The organism is Desulfosporosinus fructosivorans (genome assembly GCF_004766045.1).
GTDB lineage: Bacteria > Bacillota > Desulfitobacteriia > Desulfitobacteriales > Desulfitobacteriaceae > Desulfosporosinus > Desulfosporosinus fructosivorans.
Genome location: NZ_SPQQ01000003.1, coordinates 250783 through 272332, shown reverse-complemented (window position 1 = coordinate 272332; position 21550 = coordinate 250783). Strand labels below are relative to the sequence as shown.

23 protein-coding genes and 2 pseudogenes are annotated in these 21550 nt (G+C 43.6%); 5 read left to right on the top strand and 20 right to left on the bottom strand.

The features are described 5' to 3' along the window. Nucleotides 1–12: 12 nt before the first annotated feature. Entirely contained in the window at nucleotides 13–615 is a 603-nt protein-coding gene (locus E4K67_RS09460) for a GntR family transcriptional regulator (protein ID WP_135546167.1), read from the bottom strand. Nucleotides 616–861: 246 nt separating this feature from the next. Here E4K67_RS09460 and eam point away from each other — a divergent pair, with 246 nt between their 5' ends. Together eam and E4K67_RS09450 are read left to right on the top strand one after the other, a co-directional pair. Further along, nucleotides 862–2109: a glutamate 2,3-aminomutase gene (eam, locus tag E4K67_RS09455; RefSeq protein WP_135546166.1), complete on the top strand. Its 1248-nt coding sequence runs from the start codon at nucleotides 862–864 to the stop codon at nucleotides 2107–2109. Nucleotides 2110–2145: 36 nt separating this feature from the next. Next, entirely contained in the window at nucleotides 2146–2328 is a 183-nt protein-coding gene (locus E4K67_RS09450) for a hypothetical protein (protein ID WP_135546165.1), read from the top strand. Nucleotides 2329–2469: 141 nt separating this feature from the next. Here the strand turns inward: E4K67_RS09450 and mnmL are convergent, their stop codons facing one another. Further along, on the bottom strand, nucleotides 2470–3384 hold the full coding sequence (gene mnmL, locus E4K67_RS09445; protein ID WP_135546164.1) for a tRNA modification radical SAM protein MnmL/YtqA: 915 nt from the start codon (nucleotides 3382–3384) through the stop codon (nucleotides 2470–2472). A gap of 320 nt (nucleotides 3385–3704) precedes the next feature. Between mnmL and E4K67_RS09440 the strand changes: the two genes are divergently transcribed. After that, nucleotides 3705–3920, top strand: a complete 216-nt coding sequence (locus E4K67_RS09440) for a small acid-soluble spore protein Tlp (RefSeq protein ID WP_135546163.1) — start codon at nucleotides 3705–3707, stop codon at nucleotides 3918–3920. Nucleotides 3921–4152: 232 nt separating this feature from the next. Then, a complete protein-coding gene (locus E4K67_RS09435) occupies nucleotides 4153–5148 on the top strand; it encodes a D-cysteine desulfhydrase family protein (protein WP_135546162.1) in 996 nt (331 codons plus the stop codon). On the opposite strand, the gene E4K67_RS09430 is transcribed toward E4K67_RS09435, so the two are convergent. From E4K67_RS09430 to E4K67_RS09345, 18 genes and pseudogenes are all read right to left on the bottom strand, one after another. Further along, the gene (locus tag E4K67_RS09430) at nucleotides 5139–5516 is read right to left on the bottom strand and encodes a VOC family protein (protein WP_420841536.1); all 378 of its coding nucleotides are present in this window, start codon (nucleotides 5514–5516) and stop codon (nucleotides 5139–5141) included. The genes E4K67_RS09435 and E4K67_RS09430 overlap by 10 nt on opposite strands. A 66-nt stretch (nucleotides 5517–5582) precedes the next feature. Further along, nucleotides 5583–6746: pseudogene (locus E4K67_RS09425) on the bottom strand (DVU0298 family protein); the annotation flags it as partial. Between the two features lie 264 nt (nucleotides 6747–7010). Next, entirely contained in the window at nucleotides 7011–8441 is a 1431-nt protein-coding gene (locus E4K67_RS09420) for a HEAT repeat domain-containing protein (protein WP_135546161.1), read from the bottom strand. Further along, a complete protein-coding gene (locus E4K67_RS09415) occupies nucleotides 8404–9021 on the bottom strand; it encodes a 2-oxoacid:acceptor oxidoreductase family protein (protein WP_135546160.1) in 618 nt (205 codons plus the stop codon). Before E4K67_RS09415 ends, E4K67_RS09420 begins: the two co-directional genes overlap by 38 nt. Then, nucleotides 9014–9826, bottom strand: coding sequence for a 2-oxoacid:ferredoxin oxidoreductase subunit beta (locus tag E4K67_RS09410; RefSeq protein ID WP_135546159.1), 813 nt, complete (start codon nucleotides 9824–9826; stop codon nucleotides 9014–9016). Before E4K67_RS09410 ends, E4K67_RS09415 begins: the two co-directional genes overlap by 8 nt. 1 nt (nucleotide 9827) lies before the next feature. Next, nucleotides 9828–10943 (bottom strand): 2-oxoacid:acceptor oxidoreductase subunit alpha, encoded by a 1116-nt coding sequence (locus E4K67_RS09405; RefSeq protein WP_135546158.1) that lies wholly within the window; start codon nucleotides 10941–10943, stop codon nucleotides 9828–9830. Further along, a complete protein-coding gene (locus E4K67_RS09400; protein ID WP_075366122.1) occupies nucleotides 10936–11151 on the bottom strand; it encodes a 4Fe-4S dicluster domain-containing protein in 216 nt (71 codons plus the stop codon). The genes E4K67_RS09405 and E4K67_RS09400 overlap by 8 nt, the downstream gene beginning before the upstream one ends. A 15-nt stretch (nucleotides 11152–11166) precedes the next feature. Then, on the bottom strand, nucleotides 11167–12048 hold the full coding sequence (sucD, locus tag E4K67_RS09395) for a succinate--CoA ligase subunit alpha (RefSeq protein ID WP_135546157.1): 882 nt from the start codon (nucleotides 12046–12048) through the stop codon (nucleotides 11167–11169). Nucleotides 12049–12053: 5 nt separating this feature from the next. After that, the gene (gene sucC / locus E4K67_RS09390) at nucleotides 12054–13172 is read right to left on the bottom strand and encodes an ADP-forming succinate--CoA ligase subunit beta (protein WP_135546156.1); all 1119 of its coding nucleotides are present in this window, start codon (nucleotides 13170–13172) and stop codon (nucleotides 12054–12056) included. 408 nt (nucleotides 13173–13580) lie between these two features. Then, nucleotides 13581–14360 carry an energy-coupling factor ABC transporter ATP-binding protein gene (locus tag E4K67_RS09385; RefSeq protein ID WP_135546155.1) on the bottom strand — a complete coding sequence of 260 codons (780 nt, stop codon included), beginning with the start codon at nucleotides 14358–14360 and terminating at the stop codon, nucleotides 13581–13583. Further along, on the bottom strand, nucleotides 14357–15166 hold the full coding sequence (gene cbiQ / locus E4K67_RS09380) for a cobalt ECF transporter T component CbiQ (protein ID WP_135546154.1): 810 nt from the start codon (nucleotides 15164–15166) through the stop codon (nucleotides 14357–14359). Before cbiQ ends, E4K67_RS09385 begins: the two co-directional genes overlap by 4 nt. A 15-nt stretch (nucleotides 15167–15181) precedes the next feature. Next, on the bottom strand, nucleotides 15182–16234 hold the full coding sequence (locus tag E4K67_RS09375) for an energy-coupling factor ABC transporter permease (RefSeq protein ID WP_135546153.1): 1053 nt from the start codon (nucleotides 16232–16234) through the stop codon (nucleotides 15182–15184). A gap of 367 nt (nucleotides 16235–16601) precedes the next feature. Next, nucleotides 16602–17156 (bottom strand): TlpA disulfide reductase family protein, encoded by a 555-nt coding sequence (locus E4K67_RS09370; protein WP_135546152.1) that lies wholly within the window; start codon nucleotides 17154–17156, stop codon nucleotides 16602–16604. Nucleotides 17157–17171: 15 nt separating this feature from the next. Further along, a complete protein-coding gene (locus E4K67_RS09365) occupies nucleotides 17172–17888 on the bottom strand; it encodes a cytochrome c biogenesis CcdA family protein (RefSeq protein WP_135546151.1) in 717 nt (238 codons plus the stop codon). Nucleotides 17889–18525: 637 nt separating this feature from the next. Further along, nucleotides 18526–18741 (bottom strand): hypothetical protein, encoded by a 216-nt coding sequence (locus E4K67_RS09360; RefSeq protein WP_135546150.1) that lies wholly within the window; start codon nucleotides 18739–18741, stop codon nucleotides 18526–18528. Between the two features lie 317 nt (nucleotides 18742–19058). Beyond that, a pseudogene (locus E4K67_RS09355) lies at nucleotides 19059–19519 on the bottom strand (DUF3842 family protein). Nucleotides 19520–19637: 118 nt separating this feature from the next. After that, nucleotides 19638–20609 carry a biotin synthase BioB gene (locus E4K67_RS09350; RefSeq protein WP_135546149.1) on the bottom strand — a complete coding sequence of 324 codons (972 nt, stop codon included), beginning with the start codon at nucleotides 20607–20609 and terminating at the stop codon, nucleotides 19638–19640. 196 nt (nucleotides 20610–20805) lie between these two features. Further along, nucleotides 20806–21039 (bottom strand): helix-turn-helix domain-containing protein, encoded by a 234-nt coding sequence (locus E4K67_RS09345; RefSeq protein ID WP_135546148.1) that lies wholly within the window; start codon nucleotides 21037–21039, stop codon nucleotides 20806–20808. A gap of 103 nt (nucleotides 21040–21142) precedes the next feature. Between E4K67_RS09345 and E4K67_RS30095 the strand changes: the two genes are divergently transcribed. Further along, nucleotides 21143–21313 carry a hypothetical protein gene (locus tag E4K67_RS30095; RefSeq protein ID WP_199242503.1) on the top strand — a complete coding sequence of 57 codons (171 nt, stop codon included), beginning with the start codon at nucleotides 21143–21145 and terminating at the stop codon, nucleotides 21311–21313. Nucleotides 21314–21550 lie beyond the last annotated feature (237 nt).

The window sequence follows — 21550 nt, the reverse complement described above, 5'->3', positions numbered from 1 at the left end:
CATAACTCCAAATCACAGAATTAATTGTTGCAACATTTCTTGCCCCTCTGGGGATCCTGCCGCCAGTAAAACATCTTGTTCACGTAGAATAAAACCGGCTTCCGGGGAAAACTGTTCAAAGCCATCCCGAACCACTGCTACAATGGTGGTTCCCGTACGCTCCCGAACTTTTAATTCCTTTAAGGTTTTTCCAATTGCAGGAGAAGTCCTTCCAATTACGATTTCCCCAACATCCAGCCAACGAGACATTATGCGGTCTGCATATCCCTGCAGTTTATTAAGATGGCTCTCAATTTTCAGATCATTCTCACGCCTTATATCCATTAGACTTTTTAAATCTTCTAGAAAGACCTGGATTTCTCCTTTTTGATTAAACGATTTAACAAATTTTTCTGCCATAGCTTTAGAGGTTACAGTAATTCCAACCCCTTGATTAACCATAACTACACCGACATTTTGTAATATTGCAATAGCCCTGCGTATGGTTTCCGGTGAAACATTATAACGCCCTGCTAGGGTAGAACGGCCGTGAATCTTTACCCCTTCACGGTATTCCCCCATCATGATCGCATGAGCTATGTCAATGGCAATTTCCTGATAGCGTGCTTGCTCCATTATGTTCAACCCCTCACCCTTATGTAGTTCGTAGTATGTTGTATGTAATCTGAATAACGAAACTATAATACCGTGTTCTTTCCTATTATAGCATAGCCAACCCCATGTGACATCATCCTCTTGACAGGTAACAACTCATTTGATATTATTAGGTTGTTAGTAGGAATAATGTTATATAAATTTATATATTGTCCCCCCTCATCTGAACTAAAAAAGTGCTCAAACTAAACACTAGGAGGGATACAAATGTCGGTTCAATTACAAAATCGCCCAGAAATCTCTCGTCAATACGCACTGCATCGAGCCGAAGAACTCAAACAAATGGTTATCCCTTATCTAGAGCAAGCGACTATCATTCCAACGGGAACCTCCTGTTCGGAAATGTACGAATCCCGGCGTTCAAAGCTACTAAGCTATTTCGGTGCCACACTTGAAGACTGGGACAATTGGCATTGGCAAATGACGCATAGAATATCGGATTCCCAGGTCCTGGCATCACTACTACCCTTAACAGACCTACAACGTTTAGAAATTGAACGTGTCGGAAAAACCTTTCGTTGGGCTGTCTCTCCGTATTATCTAAGTTTGATGGATGAGACCGATCCCTTCGATCCTATACGTCTACAGGGATTACCCACTGAAGCAGAACTTTTCGACGACTTTGGTGAAGATGATCCGATGGGAGAAGAAATTACATCCCCCGCTCCCAGCATCACACGACGTTACCCCGATCGCCTAATCATCAACGTCACCAATATGTGTGCTATGTACTGCCGACATTGTCAGCGCAGACGTAATATAGGGGAAACAGATACCCACTCTCCAATAATCCAGCTTAAAGCAGCACTTGACTACATTCGAGCAAATCCCGAAATTCGAGATGTCTTAGTGACTGGTGGAGATGCCCTCCTTCTAAATGATCTAACCTTAGATTGGCTTCTCGGAGAACTCCATGCCATCCCCCATGTAGAAATCAAGCGCCTTGGGACACGGGCTCCAGTTACGCTACCCATGCGCATTACGGATGAATTATGCACGATTCTGGCAAAATACCCGCCGCTCTATATTAATACCCAATTTAACCATCCGAAAGAAGTCACAAAAGACGCTAGAAAAGCGGCTGACAAACTCGTTGCAGCCGGAGTGGTCTTAGGAAATCAGGCTGTTTTACTCAAAGGGATCAATAACCAGTCCCAAGTTATGAAAAAGCTCAATCAGGAATTACTAAAAATCAGGGTTCGCCCATATTATATCTTTCATGCTAAAAACGTCAAGGGAACACGTCATTTCGTTCCCAGAATCCAAGACGGAATTGCAATTATTGAACAGTTACGAGGACATACATCAGGACTTGCTGTGCCGACTTATATTATTAATGCCCCTAAAGGCGGAGGCAAGACGCCCATTTCTCCTCAATACTTGGTATCCCTTGTTGAAAATAAAGCAGTTTTGCGTACTTGGGAAGGAAAATACGTCCAGTATGAAACACCTTAACTAATTAGTAACCCAATTCGAAAGGAGCTGTTTGGCATGACAGAACGTTTAAATAACGACCAAATAACCCAACGGATTATGGATGCGAATTCAGATTTGAAACGGTATTTGAACTTGGCTCCTGGTATTAAACTAACCCCACCTACCCCTAAAACTACGAACAATTCTCAAAATTACAATTACCCAACCTTGGCCTCAAGGCCTAATTTGAGGCCATAACTATAATCTCATACTCTCCTCCGTTAAGCGACCTCTCGAGGTCGCTATTTTTTCATGTTAGTCATTCAGTTGTCTTTCTGGAAGCATAAGCGCATTAAGGCGACCGCCTGCGCTTAAAGGCTTGCGCTAGCCAAGTTTTCTTTATATTTTCTTTTTTCCTTGCCAAGAGTCTCGTCGTTTTAACTCAGCATCGATAGAGTTAAGCACCTCCCATTTTTTACGACTCCATAAAGGTCCAATGAGATCATCCGGTGGGCCATCACCGGTTAAACGATGAATAACTATTGACGGCGGTAGGATCTCTATAATATCAACAACAAGTGAAACATACTCCTCTTTCGTCATAAGCTCAAATGGCTGATGCTGAAAAGTTGTTGCCAATGGGGTTCCCCGCAATACATGCAGTAGGTGAATTTTAATCCCCTCTAATGGCAGTTTGGCAACCAGATGCGCGGTTGCCATCATTTCCGCTTTCGTTTCTCCAGGTAGGCCTAGGATTATATGAGCACAAACCTGTATTCCTCTGGTGTGTAACTGCTCAAGACCCCTGAGAAATTGGGCATAGTTATGCCCTCTACCAATCCATTCCATGGTTCGATCATGGCTACTTTGCAACCCTAATTCTACCCATAAATAGGTTCTCCGGTTCAGTTCCTCAAGATAATCAAGCACATCTTCTGGCAGGCAATCTGGTCTTGTTGAGATGGATAATCCTACAACGTTTTCCTCTTCTAAGGCCTCTTCATACACCTCACGCAATCGTTCAACCGTAGCGTAGGTATTGGTATACGCTTGAAAATAAGCGATATACTGTGCATTGGGCCATTTTTTCTTCATCCGTTCCTTTACTTCAACAAACTGATCTGAGATGGATGCCCCCTGATCTCCCGCGAAATCCCCTGAACCCCGTTCGCTACAGTAGACACACCCGCCCGTGCCCAGTGTCCCATCTCGATTTGGGCATGTAAATCCAGCGTCCAAAGAAACTTTAAATATTTTCCCTCCGAACTTTTGACGCAACTGTTCATTAAATGTATGATATCGCTTCTTTTGCATAATTTAATTCCATTCTTATACTAATTATCAGCAGCTCTAACTTTATCTAGAATATCAAAATTTGCTGTAAAAGGCCAACTTCTATCCCAATCACCCCTTTACCATTTGATGCTTTATTCAACGGCAATCACTGTTTTAATGGACTGGCTATACTACTGCGATCCTAATCCCAATCCCAATCCCAATCCCAATCCCAATCTTAGCGTATTATCTATTCATATTATCCTCAAATATATCAAGAGAAAAGCTTTAACTCGCATAGCATTATCCAGTTTAGGTCATTATAAAAACGAAGCAATGATTGGATAGGAGGGATTACTTTGTCTAAGCCGGATAATCGAGCGGATAATGTTGCACATCTGCAAAAACATATCGACAACACTGTAGCTAACCTGCATGAAGCAGAGAATTATCTAGACGTGCATACAGATGAGATTACCGATGGCAAGAAGCGACAGATCGAATCTCAAAATGAACGACGCGAAGAAAGTATCAAAGGGTTTTCAGCGAAAATGAATCACGAAACCCAACAATAAAAGCACTATTTCACCCCACGTTCCGCGAACGCAAGCAACCTCTTCCAGCTTAGGAAGAGGTTGCTCTTTCTGTTTGCACTATTCTTCATTTGAAGCTAATGTAAATCTTTTTGACTGTTGATTATAACTATAGAAGGGGTTTTACAATTACAAATAGAATGATTATCATTGACACAATTTCGCTTGATATACCCTCTGTGGTTCCTAATACGCTTAACATTGGAGGTACAATATGTTCACTGCATTATTGGAAAGTTTGCCCTTTCCCCCGCGAATCCCCTTGATGGGAGGGCCTACACCCATACAAAAGAGTCGCCTCGCTTGGAACGATGATTCATTATATTGGAAACGAGACGACCTGACCCCTTACGGCTTGGGGGGAAACAAACTCCGCAAACTAGAGTTTCTCATGGCTGAAGCACTCAGTCAAAGGGCGGATCTCATTATTACCTCTGGTGCATCTCAATCTAACCACGCCCGCCTTACTGCTGTCGTTTCCGCGATGTTAAAGCTTCCCTGTGTGCTCGTGATACCAGGCGAAATCCCTACTGAATGGAATGGCAACCTACTTCTTGACCGATTAGCCGGGGCGGAAATCGTGGCCTGTGGCGAGGAGCCCCTGGATAAGGCTGTTACACGCATCTCTAACGCAAGAAAATCTCAAGGATATCATCCCTACACAATCCCTCTGGGCGGCTCCAATGCGCTCGGATCAATGGGATATTTTCTGGCCTTTTTTGAACTCCTCAAACAAGCTGAAGAGCAAGGATGGGTTCCACGTACTCTCGCCTGTTCTGTCGGAAGTGCGGGTACTCTCGCCGGATTAGTCGCCGCGAACGCCTTCCTCCCACAGCCTCTTCGAATAGTAGGAGTCAGTGTCTGGCAGAGTGCAGATCAATTACGTCCTCAAGTAGAAACATTGGCAATCGATATTTTAAGTTTACTCCACACCCCTTGTCCCCTAGCACCCTTTGAAATCGCCGACCAGTTTATCGGCCCAGGCTACGGTCTACCTACTCAGGAATCTTCCGAGGCTTTAATTGAGTGCTTCCGAACCGATGGAATCCTCTTTGATCCTGTTTATACCGCTAAAGGAGTTGCGGCTGTCAAACACCTTCTTCAACATGAACCTCGTAAATGTCCTGAAGCCATTGTTTTTTGGCACACTGGAGGAGGACCTGCTGTCTTTGACAAACATTACTATACGGACCTTCTCCGCTACACCTGATACAGTTCAAGTTTTTCCCCGCTCGGGCCACGGAAGAAGAAGTTGTACCGCCCTTCACCTAAAGCCATTGGCTCAGAAGAGGTCAGCTCTACCTGTTGAACTTTTAAATGCTCGATGGCTTTGAAGATATCTGAGACACGGATAGCCAAGTGATTGACAACCCCATCCTCAAAGCGACGACCATCGATCACTTCGACCAGTTCCACGACCGTACCCCCTAATTCTAGAAAAACTAGTTCTACTTCTCCAGGCTTAATCCTATAAAGAAATTTAAAGCCAAGAGTCTTGGTGTAAAACTGAATGGCCTTCTCAAGATCTAAGGCCTTAATCCCGATATGTTCGACCCCTATAAAAAGTGCTTTGTCCATGATTTCCTCCTTTGACTTCTTTTTCTTAGTCGTTTCACTAATTAAAGGCAAAATAGCACCTTCCAATTCGAGAAGCCTTTGCTTAATGTCCAAACCTCCAGCATATCCCGTCAGATTCCCATTTTTACCGATCACTCGATGACAGGGCACCATCACTCCAATTGGATTCCTATGGTTAGCCATACCCACTGCTCTCTGCCCTTTGAGATTGTTGACCTTTGTGGCTATCTCCCCATAGCTTCGTGTCTCTCCGTAGGGAATACGCAAAAGTTCTCCCCAGACTTGGCGTTGAAAAGGGGTTCCGATCTGATGAAGAGGGATTGTGAATTCCTGGCGTTGTTCAGCAAGGTACTCTTGTAGTTGATCAATTGCTTCACTATTCGGCTCACGCTTCCGTATGACAAAGGATTTTGCTAACCAGCGTGCCGACCATGTTCGCAAGGTCTTTTCTTCCTCCAGAGAAGGTCCAAGTCCTAGCCAGCATAATCCAGTTGAAGTAGAAGCAACTGTTAACTCAACCTCAAGGTCCTTGATAGTCATCCGTTCCGTCCAAAAAGCAACGGTTTGGGCGCTCCAAAGTTCCTGAACGCGATAATTAGTTAATTGACCATCTTGATAAATTTCTACGAGCGTCTGGTCGTCCTTTAAACGGGTATCGAGATCTTTGGGAACACTCCAATTAAGCCCTCTAGCTCGGTAAAGTTCAAGGCCATTTGGGGTAACCCTCATCAGCGCATAGATTAACGCTGCTAGCCCTCGAGCTAATGGCCCCTCAGACTCCAAGAAAGGTCTTATTCGCTCTTCGAGTGGATCTACTAAATGAGGATCAACCTGGGCGAGTTGTGCTAGACCCCACAGTGCACCCTCGTTTAAGCTTTCATCGTCTAGTAACCCGGAAAGCATCCAATTAAAATGACCACACGTCTTTGGACTATGAGCCACTAAGCTTCCAATGGCCTCAGATGCATTCCAAGCTGTCCCCCCTGATTCCTCGTTAAGCATCCAGAAGTAACGTCGCACGAGTTCGAGAGCATACTTTGGATCTTCCTGCTCAACTTGATGTGCGAAAACCCCCAAAGCCTCGACTGCTCGCCAGAAAACAAGCCCATCTTTAACATATATTCGCGCCATCAATTGCCGGTAGACATTCCTATTTTTTTGAGCCCATATGTTAAGTTGCGTCCAATCCCGGTTCTCCAATATATGTTCTACTTCACTTTTAGTAGGCATTGGATACCCTCTCTCTTTCGTCAGTTATCTTGATTCAAGTTCCTCACAGACCTTCAAAAATTGTTTTTATTTCTATTACCCCTTCGTTCCTTATTAAGAATAATCTTATCACACCTCATGGTATAAGAAAACGCAAGATATGCTAAACCTGATTCGTTCTTCACTATTAAAAAAACAACCACAATTTGTAATCAAGTCGTGGTTGTTTTAATAGAACCCCTTATTTTAAAACAGAGATCTTCAATACCTTGTGATGAAGATGAATCAGGGACTTTCCGTTAATTTGACCTTGTCTAAATTTAGACTTTCAATCTTACGAACCGCTCCCCGGGCTCGCTCTCTTACATTGATTGACTCTCCATAATCCTCGGCAACTCTTACTAATTCTTTGACTGCTGGGACAGCTGCCATTTCTCCAAGTGCTTGGGCAGCCATTTCCTTTACCCCAACGACTGGATCTCGCAGCAATTGGATTAAAGAGAAAACAGCAGCCTTATTTCCTATTTGACCTAAGGATTCGCATGCTCTAGCTCGGACTAAGCTGTCATTGTCACTCAAGCATTTCATAAGAAGATCAAAGGCTATGGGAAAGTTGGCGAACACCTTTAGTAAGTATAGATCCACCCGTCTGCTAACCTTTTTATAGATACCACTCAGTGCTTCAAACGTCGGCTCCTGGTTCAGCTCACGTAAAGTCCAATCAATTAGATGAAGTAAAACGGCCTCATTTTGACTCAGTAGAATTCTACTAGCCAATTCAGAATCATGAATGGCTATAGCCCTCTTCAACTGTTCCCCAAGTTTTGGGAGTAAATAACCCGCTATAGTTTGAGCGCTTTTTTCACTTAGCGTTAATTTTCCGGCTTTGTTTTTTTGGATATAATGGAGTGAAATCAAGCCATCTATGACACACGAAAACAGATTGCCACGTCGGTCGCCAACAGAGGCCCCAATTCCAGATCCCCATATTCCAGCAACCTCACTCATGGAGGAACTTAAAGAGTTCTCATCCAACTCTCCTTCATGAGTATGAATTAGTTCAAGCAGATTCACCAGATCTGGTACCAGCAAAGGCATCCCTAAGTCCCAAATCACCTGCTCCAAGATTAATCGTTCCTTATATAAGGGTTCTCCAGCTACCGAAGTTTGGAATTGGTAGAGGAAACTTAACTGTTCGAAGCCAAATTCCCTCAACTCTGTATTCTGCTGGCATTCTAAGAGGCTGGCCCTAGTATTAGCCGTGAAAGCTTTGAGTTTTTTTAATCTTAGGACCAACAAATCCAGATAATCCAAAGGATAGCCAGTCTTTTCTGCGATATTGGGTAAGGATTCTTCACCGATCCAAAGGCGAAAAATTCGACGCCAAGGTTCCTTTGGATCCGTAATTTGCGGACGATTGATAATCCTTTGCGCAGGTTTTAGTAAGTCTTTGGCTAAATCCACGACGACAGCGGAAGGGTTGGCAAACTGGTTTTTTAATTTCCATTGGATAATCTCCGCAAAGGTGGAATTTGTCAGTAAGTCCGTATTATTGCAGAAACAATAAACGAGATCTGGTATGATCGTTTCATTTATATATTTAAGTGCCAGAGGACTTCTGGGCCCGCCCCACTCCTCTAATAAAACGGCCGCTAGGCTTTCCGTTAAACTGGATAAATCATTCTTGCTCCAGTCCCAATTCATTAATTCCGCCACTGCTCATCACCTCGTTTTGACAACGTCTAGTTTCTAGTTTAGCCTCAGCGTCCCTGCCCATTTGCCACCCTAATTCCAGAGCTTTGATGTTTCGTTCCGCCGTACCTCTTGGAGCCCGTTGCTGGACTGCCAGCATAACATTCTCCCAAGGGATGCTACGACTCATCGAAGCCACAACGCCCAATGCCACGACATTAGCACTTTGTTCGGACCCAAATTGAGTGCGGGCAGTTTTGGTGATCGGCAATGAATACAAATTCTTACCGCGCGGCTTGACTTCCGTCACCTGGGAATTATCCACGATCAAGATGGCCTCTTCCGTGAGATGCAAGCCGTACTTTTTATAGGCTTCTTGACTGAGGGTTAAAACAAAATCTGGTTTTTCAACCTTCGGGTAATAAATCGCTTCATTGCCGAGGATAACTTCAGCCCGACTGGCGCCTCCCCTGGCCTCAGGACCATAGCTTTGACTTTGGGCAACATTTTGGCCCGCATTAATTCCCGCCTCAGCCAACATAATTGCAGCTAAAATCAGCCCTTGTCCGCCCGTTCCGGTTAACAAAAACTCTTGCTTAGCCATTAATACTGCCCCCCTTTAATCTCTGTCTTAGCAATTCGTATTCTTGCGTATACTCCGGTGCTTGTGACCTAAATATCTCGCCAATCTGAAAATCTTCCTCACCAACTGCCCGTTGCCTTTCTTTGAAAGCGTGCTCCTTTTGCCAGAGCAGCATATCTGCTGGAGTTTTAAATTTGTTGCGCCGTCCATAGGAAACAGGGCACTGAGAAATGGCTTCCACAAGCGAAAAACCTGGATTGTTATAGGCATCCATCACTAATGTCGTGAGGAGTTGATTATGGTAAGCCGTAGCTCTAGCTCCATACGTCCCACCTGCTGCCTTAACCAATTCTAGAATTTGAAAGGGTCTCTCCAAATTGCCAAAAGGAGAGGTCGTTCCCCGTTTGTCATGAGGGGTTAAGGGTGAAGTCTGACCACCTGTCATTCCGTAAATGCTATTATTTATTACTATGGCTGTTAGATCAATATTGCGCCTGGCGGCATGAATTAAATGATTGCCACCAATCGCCGTCGAATCTCCATCTCCCATGATCACAAAGACATCCAACTCTGGTCGGGCCGCTTTGATGCCCGTGGCGAACGGTAACGCTCTTCCATGGGTTGTATGAATTGTATTAAAATCTAAGTAGCCAGGCAGACGAGAGGAACAGCCAATCCCGGACACGAAGATCACTTTATTTTGGTCAAGCTGAAGAGTTTTGATGGCCCTGACGATAGCTGCTGCAATCGTTCCGATGCCACACCCTGGGCACCAGATATGAGGTAAGGTCTCGGTTCGGTAATACTGAGCAATGTCACTAAACATCTTATATAACCTCCCGAATTCTGTCCAGAACTTCCTTGGGAGTAATTAATTCCCCGTCAATCCGGTTCAGACGCTCAACAGCTTTGTAACCAAAGAGGCGTTCGATTTCCCCGACTAATTGACCACTGTTCATCTCTGCGACTAAGTACTTCCGGCCCTCATATTTCTCTAGCTGTTTTTGAGGAAAGGGCCAAATCGTGATGGGCCGAAAGAGTCCAACTTTCAGACCTTCACTGCGGGCAATATGAATCGCCTCCAAGGCCGAACGGGCGATACAGCCATAGGCTACCACGATCAGTTCCGCATCGTCAATCTCTACCTCTTCGACTAATTGGATCCGATCTAAATATGGATTGAGCTTCTGAGTCAAACGCTGCATAAACTTTTTAGTTATTTCCGGGTTCCCAGTTGGCAAACCCTTTTCATTATGAGTTAATCCGGTCACATGGTAGCGGTAACCGTCGCCAAAGTTCGCCATGGCAGGAATCATGCTTTCATTGTTTTCATAAGCAATATATTCACTTGGCGGTACATTCGGCTTTTTCCGGTCAACAATGCTTAATACTTCAGGTAAGACAACTTTTTCCCGTAAATGTCCAATCACTTCATCCATCAACAAGATGACAGGAATTCGAAACTCTTCGGCCATATTAAAGGCTATTACGGCAAGTTCATAACATTCCTGCACAGAGGATGGCGTTAAAGCTATGATCGGATGATCGCCATGAGTGCCCCAGCGAGCTTGCATAACGTCCGCTTGAGCGGGAGCCGTTGGTAGTCCCGTGCTGGGTCCTCCTCTTTGTACATTGACCACAACACAGGGAACTTCAGTAGCAATGGCATACCCCAAATTCTCCTGTTTTAGGGAAAATCCAGGACCACTCGTAGCCGTTAAACTTTTAAGCCCAGTCAATGAGGCTCCGATGATCGCTGCCATACTCCCTATTTCGTCTTCCATTTGGATAAAGGTCCCCCCGATCAAGGGCAGTCTCTCAGCCATTATTTCTGCGATTTCTGTCGAAGGGGTGATCGGATATCCTGCGTAAAAACGAACCCCAGCCGCCAGAGCCCCTTCGGCTACAGCTTCATTGCCTTGCATTAAGCGAGCTTTATTCATCTTTCGTCACCTCAATATTGATAGCAAAGTCAGGGCAAAGCCGCTCACAGATCTTGCAGGCTATGCACTGGTCTGGCTTAGCAACCACAACCCTCCCAAATTCGTCGCTTTCCAATACTTTTTTGGGACAAAAGGCTATACATATTCCACACTTTTTACACCAATCTTGACTAACCAAAACAGTTGCAGTCTGAATCGCTAATACCAAAACTTAACCATCTCCTTATGCGTTGCTTTTCTCAGCCAACGCTTTTTTAACGAGATCACTCACTTCCCAAGGAAGTGAGGCTACATAAGCTCCTGCGGCCTTTAAGGCGACGACTTTGCTGTCATAGGTTCCTTTGCCACGTTCAATAATGGCTCCAGCATGACCCATTCTCTTGCCAGGAGGAGCGCTCTTGCCAGCTAAGAAAGCAATCACCGGTTTGCTCATCGTTTTAATGAAAATAGATGCTTCTTCTTCGGCATTACCGCCGATTTCTCCCACCAAAACAACCGCTTTTATTTCCGGATCTGCTTCGAATTGAGCCAACACATCAATAAAAGATAAACCGACGACTCGGTCTCCCCCTAACCCAACTACCGTCGACTGACCAATCCCAGCATTGGTTAACTGGGAGACAATTTCATAACTGAGAGTCCCACTCCGTGCTACAACTCCTACTGAGCCAGGGATAAAAATGCTGTTCGGCATAATTCCTATCTTACATTTGCCCGGTGAAATCAAGCCGAAGGTGTTTGGCCCAACGACTTGTACTTGTTTCCTTTCTGCAAAGGCCATAATTTCCATGGCATCATGTAACGGCACATGCTCGGTAATAATCACGAGAATTTTGATTCCACCATCGATAGCCTCGAAAGCACAATCTTTGACTTGTTTTGCAGGTACAAAGATCACAGAAGCCTCGGCTCGTTCAACCGCCATAGCTTGCTCCACAGTTTCATAAATAGGGACACCGTGGACTTCTTGCCCTCCCTTGCCAGGAGAAATTCCGCCAATTACCTTGCTACCACTGGCCAGCATTTGAGTAGTATGAAACTGCCCCTGTTTCCCGGTAATGCCTTGTACTAAAATCTTCGTCGTCTCATTAATCATAATAGTCATGCTTCCTATGCTCCCTTCGTTTTAACGAAGGCGACAACTTTTTTAACTGCCTCGTCAATGTTTCGATACGATTCAATCCCATGTTCGCGTAGAAGGGCTATTCCGGTTTCTTCATTGGTGCCCACCAGACGGATGACCATCGGGATTTTTATATCTATGGATTCTTTAACTTGAATAATAGCCTTGGCTACCTCATCGCAACGAGTAATTCCTCCGAAAATATTGATTAGGAGGGCTTTCGGCTGGGTGGAAAGTAAAATTTCCAGAGCACTAGCTGTCGCTTGCATGCTCGAACCACCGCCCGCATCCATGAAATTACGAGGACTTGAACCAAATTCGTGAATTAAGTCGAGGGTCGCCATTGTAATACCGGCTCCATTGGCCATCACTCCGATCTCCCCATCCAGTTCGACATAGGAAATTCCAAGTTCAGCAGCTCTTTGCTCCACGGCGGTTTTTTCTTCGACATGAAGAACATCTTCACCAAACCGAAAAGCAGCGTCATCGTCAACCGTCATTTTGCCATCTGCTGCCAGAATCTGAGAATCCACAACGACCAGAGGGTTGATCTCGATCAGTTCGGCATCGTACTTCCGGAAAAGTTGATAAAGTTTTACCATAATAGAGGCAACCTCTTGGGCAATCTTACCTGTCAGGCCAAGCTGTCGTGTAATCTCTCGAGCGGCATAAGGTTGTAAACCGATATTAATATCGATCAGCCGTTTAATCAGTAAATCCTCAGCGACTTGTTCAATTTCAACGCCCCCAGCTGCCGAAGCAATCAACAACGGTTTACGGCGCGCCCCATCATAGGTAATCGCCAAATAGAGTTCCCTTTCAATGGTTAGTTTTTGCTCGACAAGGATTATATCAACCTTTAGTCCCTTAATCTCTGTTGCCAAGAGTTCCTCTGCCTTTTCAGTCGCCTCTTGAGGATCCGACGCGAACTTGATTCCACCAGCCTTACCTCGCCCCCCAGAGAGAACTTGGGATTTAATGGCCACAGGACCAATTTGGGCGACAAAATCCCCTACTCCTTCAGCACTGTTAAACACTTGTCCCTTGGGAACTGGGATCCCGTTATTCCTAAAAATCTCTTTGGCCATGTACTCATACAATTTCACCTTGATGGCTCCTTTCAGCTTATCTAATTACCTGCGTGAGCGAGTGTTAATTCGGAATTTGTCACTTTAGTGGTATTATTGAAAACATTCTAAATATTTGTTTCTTTGTATTTCTAGGTCATCAGGTCGAATACCTTCTCACAGCAAATATTTTGTATACTTTATTATGAATTATCATTGTCACAACCCTCATTATCTTTTAATTAAGTACCTAATCCAGCGGGGGTTAAGTCAACAGGATCATCAAGCAAGCCAGTCCACTGTGACATATTTAAAACGACCCCATAAAAGGGGTCGTTCCATACGAAAATTAAATACAATTTTATGCCGCTATACTAGTGTTAATCTAGCGTAAGTGTTAATCGACACAGTGATACATGCATGTTTTTGGCCAACAAAGTCTCCTCATTAACTCGAAGGGACTTTGGGTTCTGTCTTTTTCAGCCCACAGACCGGACAGTTTTGCAGAGCTAACGGCACCTCGAGCCCACACTCATCCATTAAGTCTGCATTGATAAGAATCTCTGAAGTCAGCCCATCAGCTGCGATTTCTCCGTTTTTTATCACAATAGTCCTTTCACAGGACTCGAAAATCATATCCAAATCATGACTTGTAATAATTTTCGTATGTTCAAAGCTCTTCAGTAGCGCCATGACCCTCCGTCTAGATTTGGGGTCGAGTGCAGCCGTGGGTTCATCCATCACAAGTACGTCTGGCTGCATGGAAAGCACAGAGGCAATAGCCGCAGCACGTTTTTCTCCTCCAGACAGCTTAAAGGGTGCACGGTCTTTCAAATGAAGAATTCCTACCATCTCCAAGGAGTGAAGAACGCGTTTTTCCACTTCTTTCTCGTCTAGTTTATAATTACGAGGACCAAAGGCGACATCATCATAAACTGTCGTCATGAATAACTGGTCGTCTGGGTCTTGAAAAACCATACCCAACCTTTGGCGAATCATGGGAAGAGTCTTTTTGGTAACACGAACGTCTCCCACACAAACATCACCCTGGCTGGGAAAAAGAACCCCCATGAGCAACATTAGTAGCGTCGATTTCCCTGCTCCGTTTGCTCCTATGATTCCCACTGATTCTCCATGATGAATACAAAAGGACATCCCTTTGACCGCTTTATGTTCATCAGGATAACTATAATGCAGATCCTTAACCTCAAGTTTATGATGACTCATCTTATCACTCCCGTTATCAATGAACCTAAAACCATAGGAATATTGTAAATCCTCGCCACAGCAAAAAATACCACCCATCCTGTCAAATAAGCCAAATCCCAGACTCTTATACTTCCAAAGCCTCCAGTATGGTACTCTCCTGTAAATCCTCTTAAACACATTGCTTCATAAATACGCTGTGCTCTATCAAACGTCCGCAGTATTAGCTGTCCGGCCAGTGATCCCCAAGCACTCCTGTGGACGCCCTTTTGATTGGGAGCCCGCAGTGAATACGCCCTTAAACTCCGAGCAACTTCCTCCATCAAGACCGATATATAGCGGTATGTTAAGAGTAACTGCAGTACGAATACACGAGGAATTTTCAACATCCTCAATGCCCCGGCTAAACGGTCCATCCCTGTCGTGGCAATAAGGAGAAGGGCCGCAGTGACCGTTAATCCGCTCTTGATCAAGATGGCAAGAAAGGTCACCCACCCTCTTGATATTTCTCTGCCACCCAGCAAATAAACTTGCTGGTCGAAGAAAGGGTTTAGAATGCCTATACCAATAATAAACGGTGAAACAAGCAAAATTCTTAAAAATATCGGCTTAAGAGGAATTTCTGCCAAAGAAAAGATCATAACCGGGTATAGAAAAAACGGCAACAAACCACCGATTTCATATCTTCCAAAGGAAACAACCACAGTCAGATAACTAACTGTGGTTAATAATTTCATAAGAGGATGTAGCCTGTGAATCACGGTTTCCTGCCGGGCAAGATCATCAAGAATCCGCATATTATACAAGGAGTTCATTATATTTGACATATCAACAATCCAATCTTAAGCCCTTGCTCCATTCTTTCTTCGCTTTAGCAGACTGATACCCGCACCCACAAGGGCAGCTAGGGCAAGCGTCAAACCTCCGCCAACTAGACCGGATGTACTCGTTCCTCCACTGACAGCAGGCCAAGTCTCTTCGGCTTCTCCAGCAATTTGTTCCGTATCATTGACGGGTGCCTTAAAGGAATAATCAGGTAGAAAGGCTGTTTTGCTTTGTAGTTCAGACAGTTGCTGATGTATGCCATCGGGTGCTTCCAGTTCAGCTGTACCAGCAGTCTTAGTCATAGCCCATTCCAAGCCATCTGGATTGGAAGAGGCAAACCACGATAATCCTCCCCCTGTAATCACTGCGATTGCGACCATTCCCGCTACAACCTTTTTGATGGAGACATTACCAATCGCTTGTCCAGAGGCTGCCTTTTCAATAATTTCTGGGCGCTGGTTCCAAATATAAGTTACAATAGCTGCTGTGACAAGGCCTTCTACTGCACCGATTGCCAGGTGAATCGGCTGCATTAATAAGACAAACGTCCCAAAAGGCAACTCGGTCTTACCGGAAAAGAGCGTTTCTAGCACGACCCCGAACGCACCCAACTGAAGGCCAATGATCGCCGTAAGTACAGAGGCAAACAATATCCGCCTCGTCGAATAACCTTTTGCCATAAGTCCTTTATAAATTAACGGATAGGCAATAAAGCATGAGAAAAATCCCATATTAAAGATATTACTCCCTAGGGCCAGCAACCCTCCATCTGCAAAAAACAAAGCTTGGATCGTGAGTACTGATGCCATAGTCAAAAAGCCCGCATAAGGACCTAGTAAGATCGCTAGAATTAAGCCTCCTCCAATATGACCACTCGAACCTGTCGCCGGTATCGTGAAGTTGATCATCTGAGAGGCAAAGATAAACGCACCCATAACTCCCATTAAAGGAATTTTCTTTTCATCCATTTCGGTTTGAATCTTCTTAATCGAATAGGCCGCAACACCCGCTGTTGCCACCCACATGGTTCCACCCACTAACGGTGAAATCAAGGCATCTGCCATATGCATAACAAATATCCCTCCAATTATATTATAAGTCCATATCCCATTCTTTATCAACTTTAATCTGAAGATTTCTCTAATGTCTGATATTGTTTATTAATGAAGTATTACTCCTTTCTTCACATATAAAAAAAACCACAAAGTTGACCCTAACGAGTCAAACCTCCATGGTTTTTGCAAACACCTTCATGGTCTTGCCCTGCAATATCATATTAATATACTAATTCTACAACATTCATAGAATTCCTGCAGAGATAAAATATTTTTTAGTAACTTATTTACACTAGGCTTTTGGCAAAGCACCTCCGATATCCACAATCCGGGTGCAAATTCGTTCAACGAGGGCAAGATTATGAGTTACAACCAATATGGGTTATTTAATCGTCCCCAACATCTTATTCATCGAATCGTAGGTCATAGGTCCAACAATTTTCTCTCGAATCACTCCCTGAGTATCAATAATGTACGTGGCAGGAATGGAGGATACTTTGTAAAGCCGGGCTACATCTCCCTTTTCATCCATGATTACAGGGAAGGTAATACCATAGGCTTTTATAAATTCTGGAACATCATTTCGACTCTTTTCCGCTTGAGTCAGATTAACAGCCAGGATTTCAATTCCATCCTTTTTATTCTCAATATAAAACTTTTCCATATCCGGCATCTCCTGGCGGCAGGGTGGACACCAGGTTGCCCACATATTGAGAATCAATTTTTCCCCTCGCAGACTGGAAAGTTTTATTGTCGTTCCATCGATGCTCTTTAACTCGAAATCCGGCGCTAGATCCCCTTTTTCCAGACCGACTGTCAACTGTTGCTCTTGACCTGCTTTGGTTGGCAGCTCGGCTGAATTAGACTTTGTTCCCACATCATACAAACCCCAAGCCACCAGTCCTATCAAAACAACAATTGCTAAATACTTTTTCATGCTTGGTCTTCCTTTCTAATACGCAAAAAATGTAAAACTAGCTAACCAAGCGCTTATCTTCTGCAACTGACCTGTAAATAACAATAAGCCCATTCCAATGAGAACCCAGCCGTTAATTAGGGAGAGAAGGCCCAAACTTCGATTGATTTTTCTCACAACACGCAGAGAATAAGTAATGATTAGGGAAATGCCCAGAAACGGGATACCTAAACCCAGCGAATAAATGAAAAGCAAAAACATCCCATTATAAACAGTATTTGAAGATCCAGCCAGCAGAAGAATTGAGGAAAGCGCCAAACCCACACAGGGTGTCCAACCAGCTCCAAATGAAATACCTAGAATAAAGGATTGCCAAACATTTTTCTCCTCAGTTTGTTTAGCTTCCCAGTGTTTTTCCATCATTAAGAAACGCAGGTTTAGTATTCCAGCCATTTGTAAACCAAAGACAATGATCAAAAGTCCGCTAATTTTTTGGACAATATCACGGTTATGGGTAAAAATCTGTCCCAAGACGCTGGCCGATGCTCCCATCATCACAAAGATTAAACTAAAACCCATAATAAAACTTAAAGAACGAGCCAACAACAAGCTTTTGGAAACCTCTATTCTATTGTTTCCAAGCGTTGACCCAGTAAGATTGGCAACATAAGCCGGAATTAACGGAAATACACACGGCGATAGAAACGATAGCATCCCTGCCGTAAAGGCAAATAGAACTGAGACATTTTCCACAGAACTTCCCCCTATTTCTTGGTTGGTATGTTTAGACTTATCCTTTTCTCAATTTCGAAGAGATTGAGAAAAGGGATTGTGATGGGGAAAATCCGGACACAAATTGCCTAGATTTCGTGGAATGTCTCGCGGAAATGCAACTTAGTGAGAGCCCGGTTGAGTCGTCAAACCATCGCCGGGCTCAGTAACTATTTATGCGAATGCTTAATGTAACATGTTCTGCGGGAAATATCTTCGCCCGTCAATACCCCCCTATACCCCCTACCTGTATGTAATGGTCTTGTTAATATTTATCATAGATTTATTCAATTTACAAGAGATACTTTTTATAAATTAGGGATTTCCCCATAAACCTACCCTTTGTTCGGAGACAGGTTTACTTTGGTTTAGCACCCTTTGAATAAATAACTGGTCGCTGGCTTTCAACCAGTTGAAGACATATCGAAATACTATCAACTTAAGACCTAATGATATTTCTGATCCGTCCGTCTGATTCTACTGGCGTGGGCATAATCAAACCTAAACTTGATATGTCATAAATGAACCTCTCAACCAATTGGTTAAGAGGCTTAAAATCCTGATAATCATAGAAACCTTCCGTCATAGCGGCGGTCCGTGCAGGAATTAAATCTGCTTCCTATCCTGAATACTTATCAATTCTGCGTCTGGAATCTCCTGATGAAGTTAATTTCCCTTTGATAGTCCATTGGCTTTGCCGATGGGCTAATTCTTCGAGTTCGTCTTCAATATCTATAAACTTCATTAGCCACTGAATACGGTGCTCAGTCTCTGAATTTAACTTCCCCAGAATTTTTCCTCGCGCATCAAGCAACGCTTGCCTATGCTTTTCCATCTCCTTATTCTTGTCTTGATGTCTTACCTACCACTCCTCCTTCCAAGAGAAACAAAAAAACCTCTACAGAACACCTGTAAAGGGATATAGTGACTCCGCTAGCCGGATAAAATACGCTGATTTTCCGACATAAACGACACCTCCCCTATCTTCCGTAGGCTCTGTGTTGATTCGTAACGAGCAGGTCTCCTGGCTTAAGTTCATCGCTTCCTTACGTCTTCCCGATTGCCCAGTGAAGCTGATATATTTCGCCGATATTCTCTACTGTGATCACATCCTTGTAATCTCCTTCTGCACTGATAATACTTTTTATCATGTTAGATTTTTCCACTCCCGATAGATCGAGGGGAAGTGTTCTGTTCATGATTATGCTTAAGCCTTTCTTCTACTTCTATATACCAGGGCCTCAATCTGGTGAGGCAGAGGGGTGCGAGGGATTCCAACCAGTAAAATATTTCCACGTTGTATAGGCAGCAGTAATTTGTCCGCTTTACTAACCGATATTGCCGTAGCCACTGCGGGAGTAATTTCTCCCAATAGACCATAAACCATCATTACCGAAACCGAACCCACAATTAGATCCACCCGATCTACATTATAACAAAATCGCAGAATCCCCTGAAGCTCCCTCAGTGGCCCCGGCCCGCAACATAGCTCCGGTTGCTAGGGCATTGGTTCCCAGAGCAAGTATATCCAACTCTGGCATTTTTTTGCGCAACTGCTCGACTATGTGTTTACCAATGCCCCCACCCTGTCCATCAATAACTGCTATCCGCATAATTCCCCCCCTGACTCAAGCACCCCCATGATAATCTCTTCGCCAGGCAAAATCTGCTCTGGAGCAACTTCTATTGCAGTTTAAGCAGGGACTCCTTTTAGGACCGGTTAATCGGTGATTATTGTTTAGTCGTATCATAACCGGCTTCCCACAGCATGTTCCAGGCTTGCGTTACAGAGAAGCCCCTATTCTTTTCAGTTTGAACTTCTGTATCTCTTGGATTAGCTCCATATTCTGCATAAAGCTGATTAATACCCGCTAGTAAAGTCATTTGAGTAACCTCATGAGCATTCATTGCTCTCTGAGGACGAGTCACAAGTCTGGCCACTGCGGCTATTTTAGTTAATTCTATAGCAGATATTTGTCCTTTTTCGTATAGGGGTGTTCCTTTTACGGGTGTTCGTCGCATAACTGCCATAACTTTTACATTATAATCTCTTGCTCTAATCATTTCTGTCGCTATTTCATCATAGGAATGCTCAGGTCCAATAGGCTCGACACAATAATATAATTCCAAACCAGCATCACGAACTGCATTTAGAGTATTTAGTCTAGTCTCCGGTTTTATACTCGTGTCGATACCTTCTCTTAATCGATGAATATGATAAACTCCTGTAAAGCCTATTTCCTGAAGGCTTCTTGCTGTTTCATAATCGAAATCACCTATGTTAGCAACAAATCTAATACTGTCAGGCAATCTCTTTCTTATGACTTTCGCTATGTCCATAAAATCATCGACAGGATAATCTGCAGTGGTCATTAAGAAGAAATCATTAATGCCATTAGCGATCAATAAATCTAGCTCCGATAGTATCTCATTAATATTTCTCCTCCCTGTAACTGGTAAGGAATAGTGGGCTTGCCCCATTGAACAGAATTTGCAATTAGCTGAACAAGGCTCTGCATTGATACCTATTTGAGCAAAAACCAAGCCTTGGTTATTGTATTCCGTTCGAGATAAGAAATTGGCAGTTGCTAGTAGTTCATAGAATTCATCCGAGTTGTAATCCACATTCAATAATCTAATCACATCGTTTTTAACAATAAGTTTTCCTTTTTTAGCAGATAACAAAAGATCACGATATGTCATTACTACACCCTCCCGATTCGGTATCAGTAATCTATTGCCTAAAACAACGGATAACTGCTCTGTCTCCCTCTCTATTGTTTCCTTTAAGCCATTCCATAAAGTATAGTCAATCAATTCTCTTAAGTTTCGTAAGAAATAATAGAAATAGTGTATCGTAAATTCACCTTACGCTCTGGAATTGCTTCAATATCTCGTTTCATTTAGTAAAAAAATCGTCGTAAGTGATCTCTAATACTGCCTTTATCGCATGTAACTCATCAGAAGAAATATGCCTGATACCAGCCTCGATTTTTGCCAGTGTTCCCCGCGAAATATCGCAGCCATGTATCTGCAATTGGGCCGAAAGCTCCTCTTGAGTCATGCCCTTGGTGCCTCTCCATTTACGAATGTTATCGCCAATACTTTTATCTGCTTTGATATTTTGTCCCATAACAATATACCTTTCTTTGTTCTGATTTCGGAGCACATTTACCTTGATTATAGGGGGGAACCATGCTATAATTGCTCCGATAACGGAGCAAAAGGTGGTCACCATGGCAAATTATAAAAAAATGTATTTCGCACTTTTTACTGCAGTCACAACTGCGATCAATGATCTGCAGGATGCGCAACGTGACGGAGAAAATGAGTATATTGAGACGCAGGATGTTTCTTTAACTATTTTACCCACTTCTGCTGATGAAAAGCCGGAAACCACCGAATAAACGGTGGCTTCTTGTCAGGAGATATGTTATTGCCGAACGAGTATTCCTTTTTGGCTCTTATGCGAAAGATAAAACATTCGGTTAAAAGTAGGGAATTATAGTAATATAGACATTTTTATGAATTTTATTTTTTATGGCATTTAGCCTTGATATATACACACTTGTTGTGTATAGTATAACGGCACATACAATGAACCGATCTCAAGACAACCAGAAATTGATGACATACTGGCAAAG

Coding starts and splice junctions, on each gene's coding strand:
- sucD (WP_135546157.1), bottom strand. CDS start 12,048: ATGACTATTATGATTAATGAGACGACGAAGATTTTAGTACAAGGCATT.
- E4K67_RS09460 (WP_135546167.1), bottom strand. CDS start 615: ATGGAGCAAGCACGCTATCAGGAAATTGCCATTGACATAGCTCATGCG.
- E4K67_RS09375 (WP_135546153.1), bottom strand. CDS start 16,234: ATGCATATGGCAGATGCCTTGATTTCACCGTTAGTGGGTGGAACCATG.
- E4K67_RS09430 (WP_420841536.1), bottom strand. CDS start 5,516: ATGGACAAAGCACTTTTTATAGGGGTCGAACATATCGGGATTAAGGCC.
- mnmL (WP_135546164.1), bottom strand. CDS start 3,384: ATGCAAAAGAAGCGATATCATACATTTAATGAACAGTTGCGTCAAAAG.
- eam (WP_135546166.1), top strand. CDS start 862: ATGTCGGTTCAATTACAAAATCGCCCAGAAATCTCTCGTCAATACGCA.
- cbiQ (WP_135546154.1), bottom strand. CDS start 15,166: ATGTCAAATATAATGAACTCCTTGTATAATATGCGGATTCTTGATGAT.
- E4K67_RS09405 (WP_135546158.1), bottom strand. CDS start 10,943: ATGAATAAAGCTCGCTTAATGCAAGGCAATGAAGCTGTAGCCGAAGGG.
- E4K67_RS09410 (WP_135546159.1), bottom strand. CDS start 9,826: ATGTTTAGTGACATTGCTCAGTATTACCGAACCGAGACCTTACCTCAT.
- E4K67_RS09350 (WP_135546149.1), bottom strand. CDS start 20,609: ATGACATATCGTGATCTTTTGTTATCTGCTAAAAAAGGAAAACTTATT.
- E4K67_RS30095 (WP_199242503.1), top strand. CDS start 21,143: ATGGCAAATTATAAAAAAATGTATTTCGCACTTTTTACTGCAGTCACA.
- E4K67_RS09385 (WP_135546155.1), bottom strand. CDS start 14,360: ATGAGTCATCATAAACTTGAGGTTAAGGATCTGCATTATAGTTATCCT.
- E4K67_RS09360 (WP_135546150.1), bottom strand. CDS start 18,741: ATGGAAAAGCATAGGCAAGCGTTGCTTGATGCGCGAGGAAAAATTCTG.
- E4K67_RS09415 (WP_135546160.1), bottom strand. CDS start 9,021: ATGGCTAAGCAAGAGTTTTTGTTAACCGGAACGGGCGGACAAGGGCTG.
- E4K67_RS09370 (WP_135546152.1), bottom strand. CDS start 17,156: ATGAAAAAGTATTTAGCAATTGTTGTTTTGATAGGACTGGTGGCTTGG.
- E4K67_RS09345 (WP_135546148.1), bottom strand. CDS start 21,039: ATGGGACAAAATATCAAAGCAGATAAAAGTATTGGCGATAACATTCGT.
- E4K67_RS09450 (WP_135546165.1), top strand. CDS start 2,146: ATGACAGAACGTTTAAATAACGACCAAATAACCCAACGGATTATGGAT.
- E4K67_RS09435 (WP_135546162.1), top strand. CDS start 4,153: ATGTTCACTGCATTATTGGAAAGTTTGCCCTTTCCCCCGCGAATCCCC.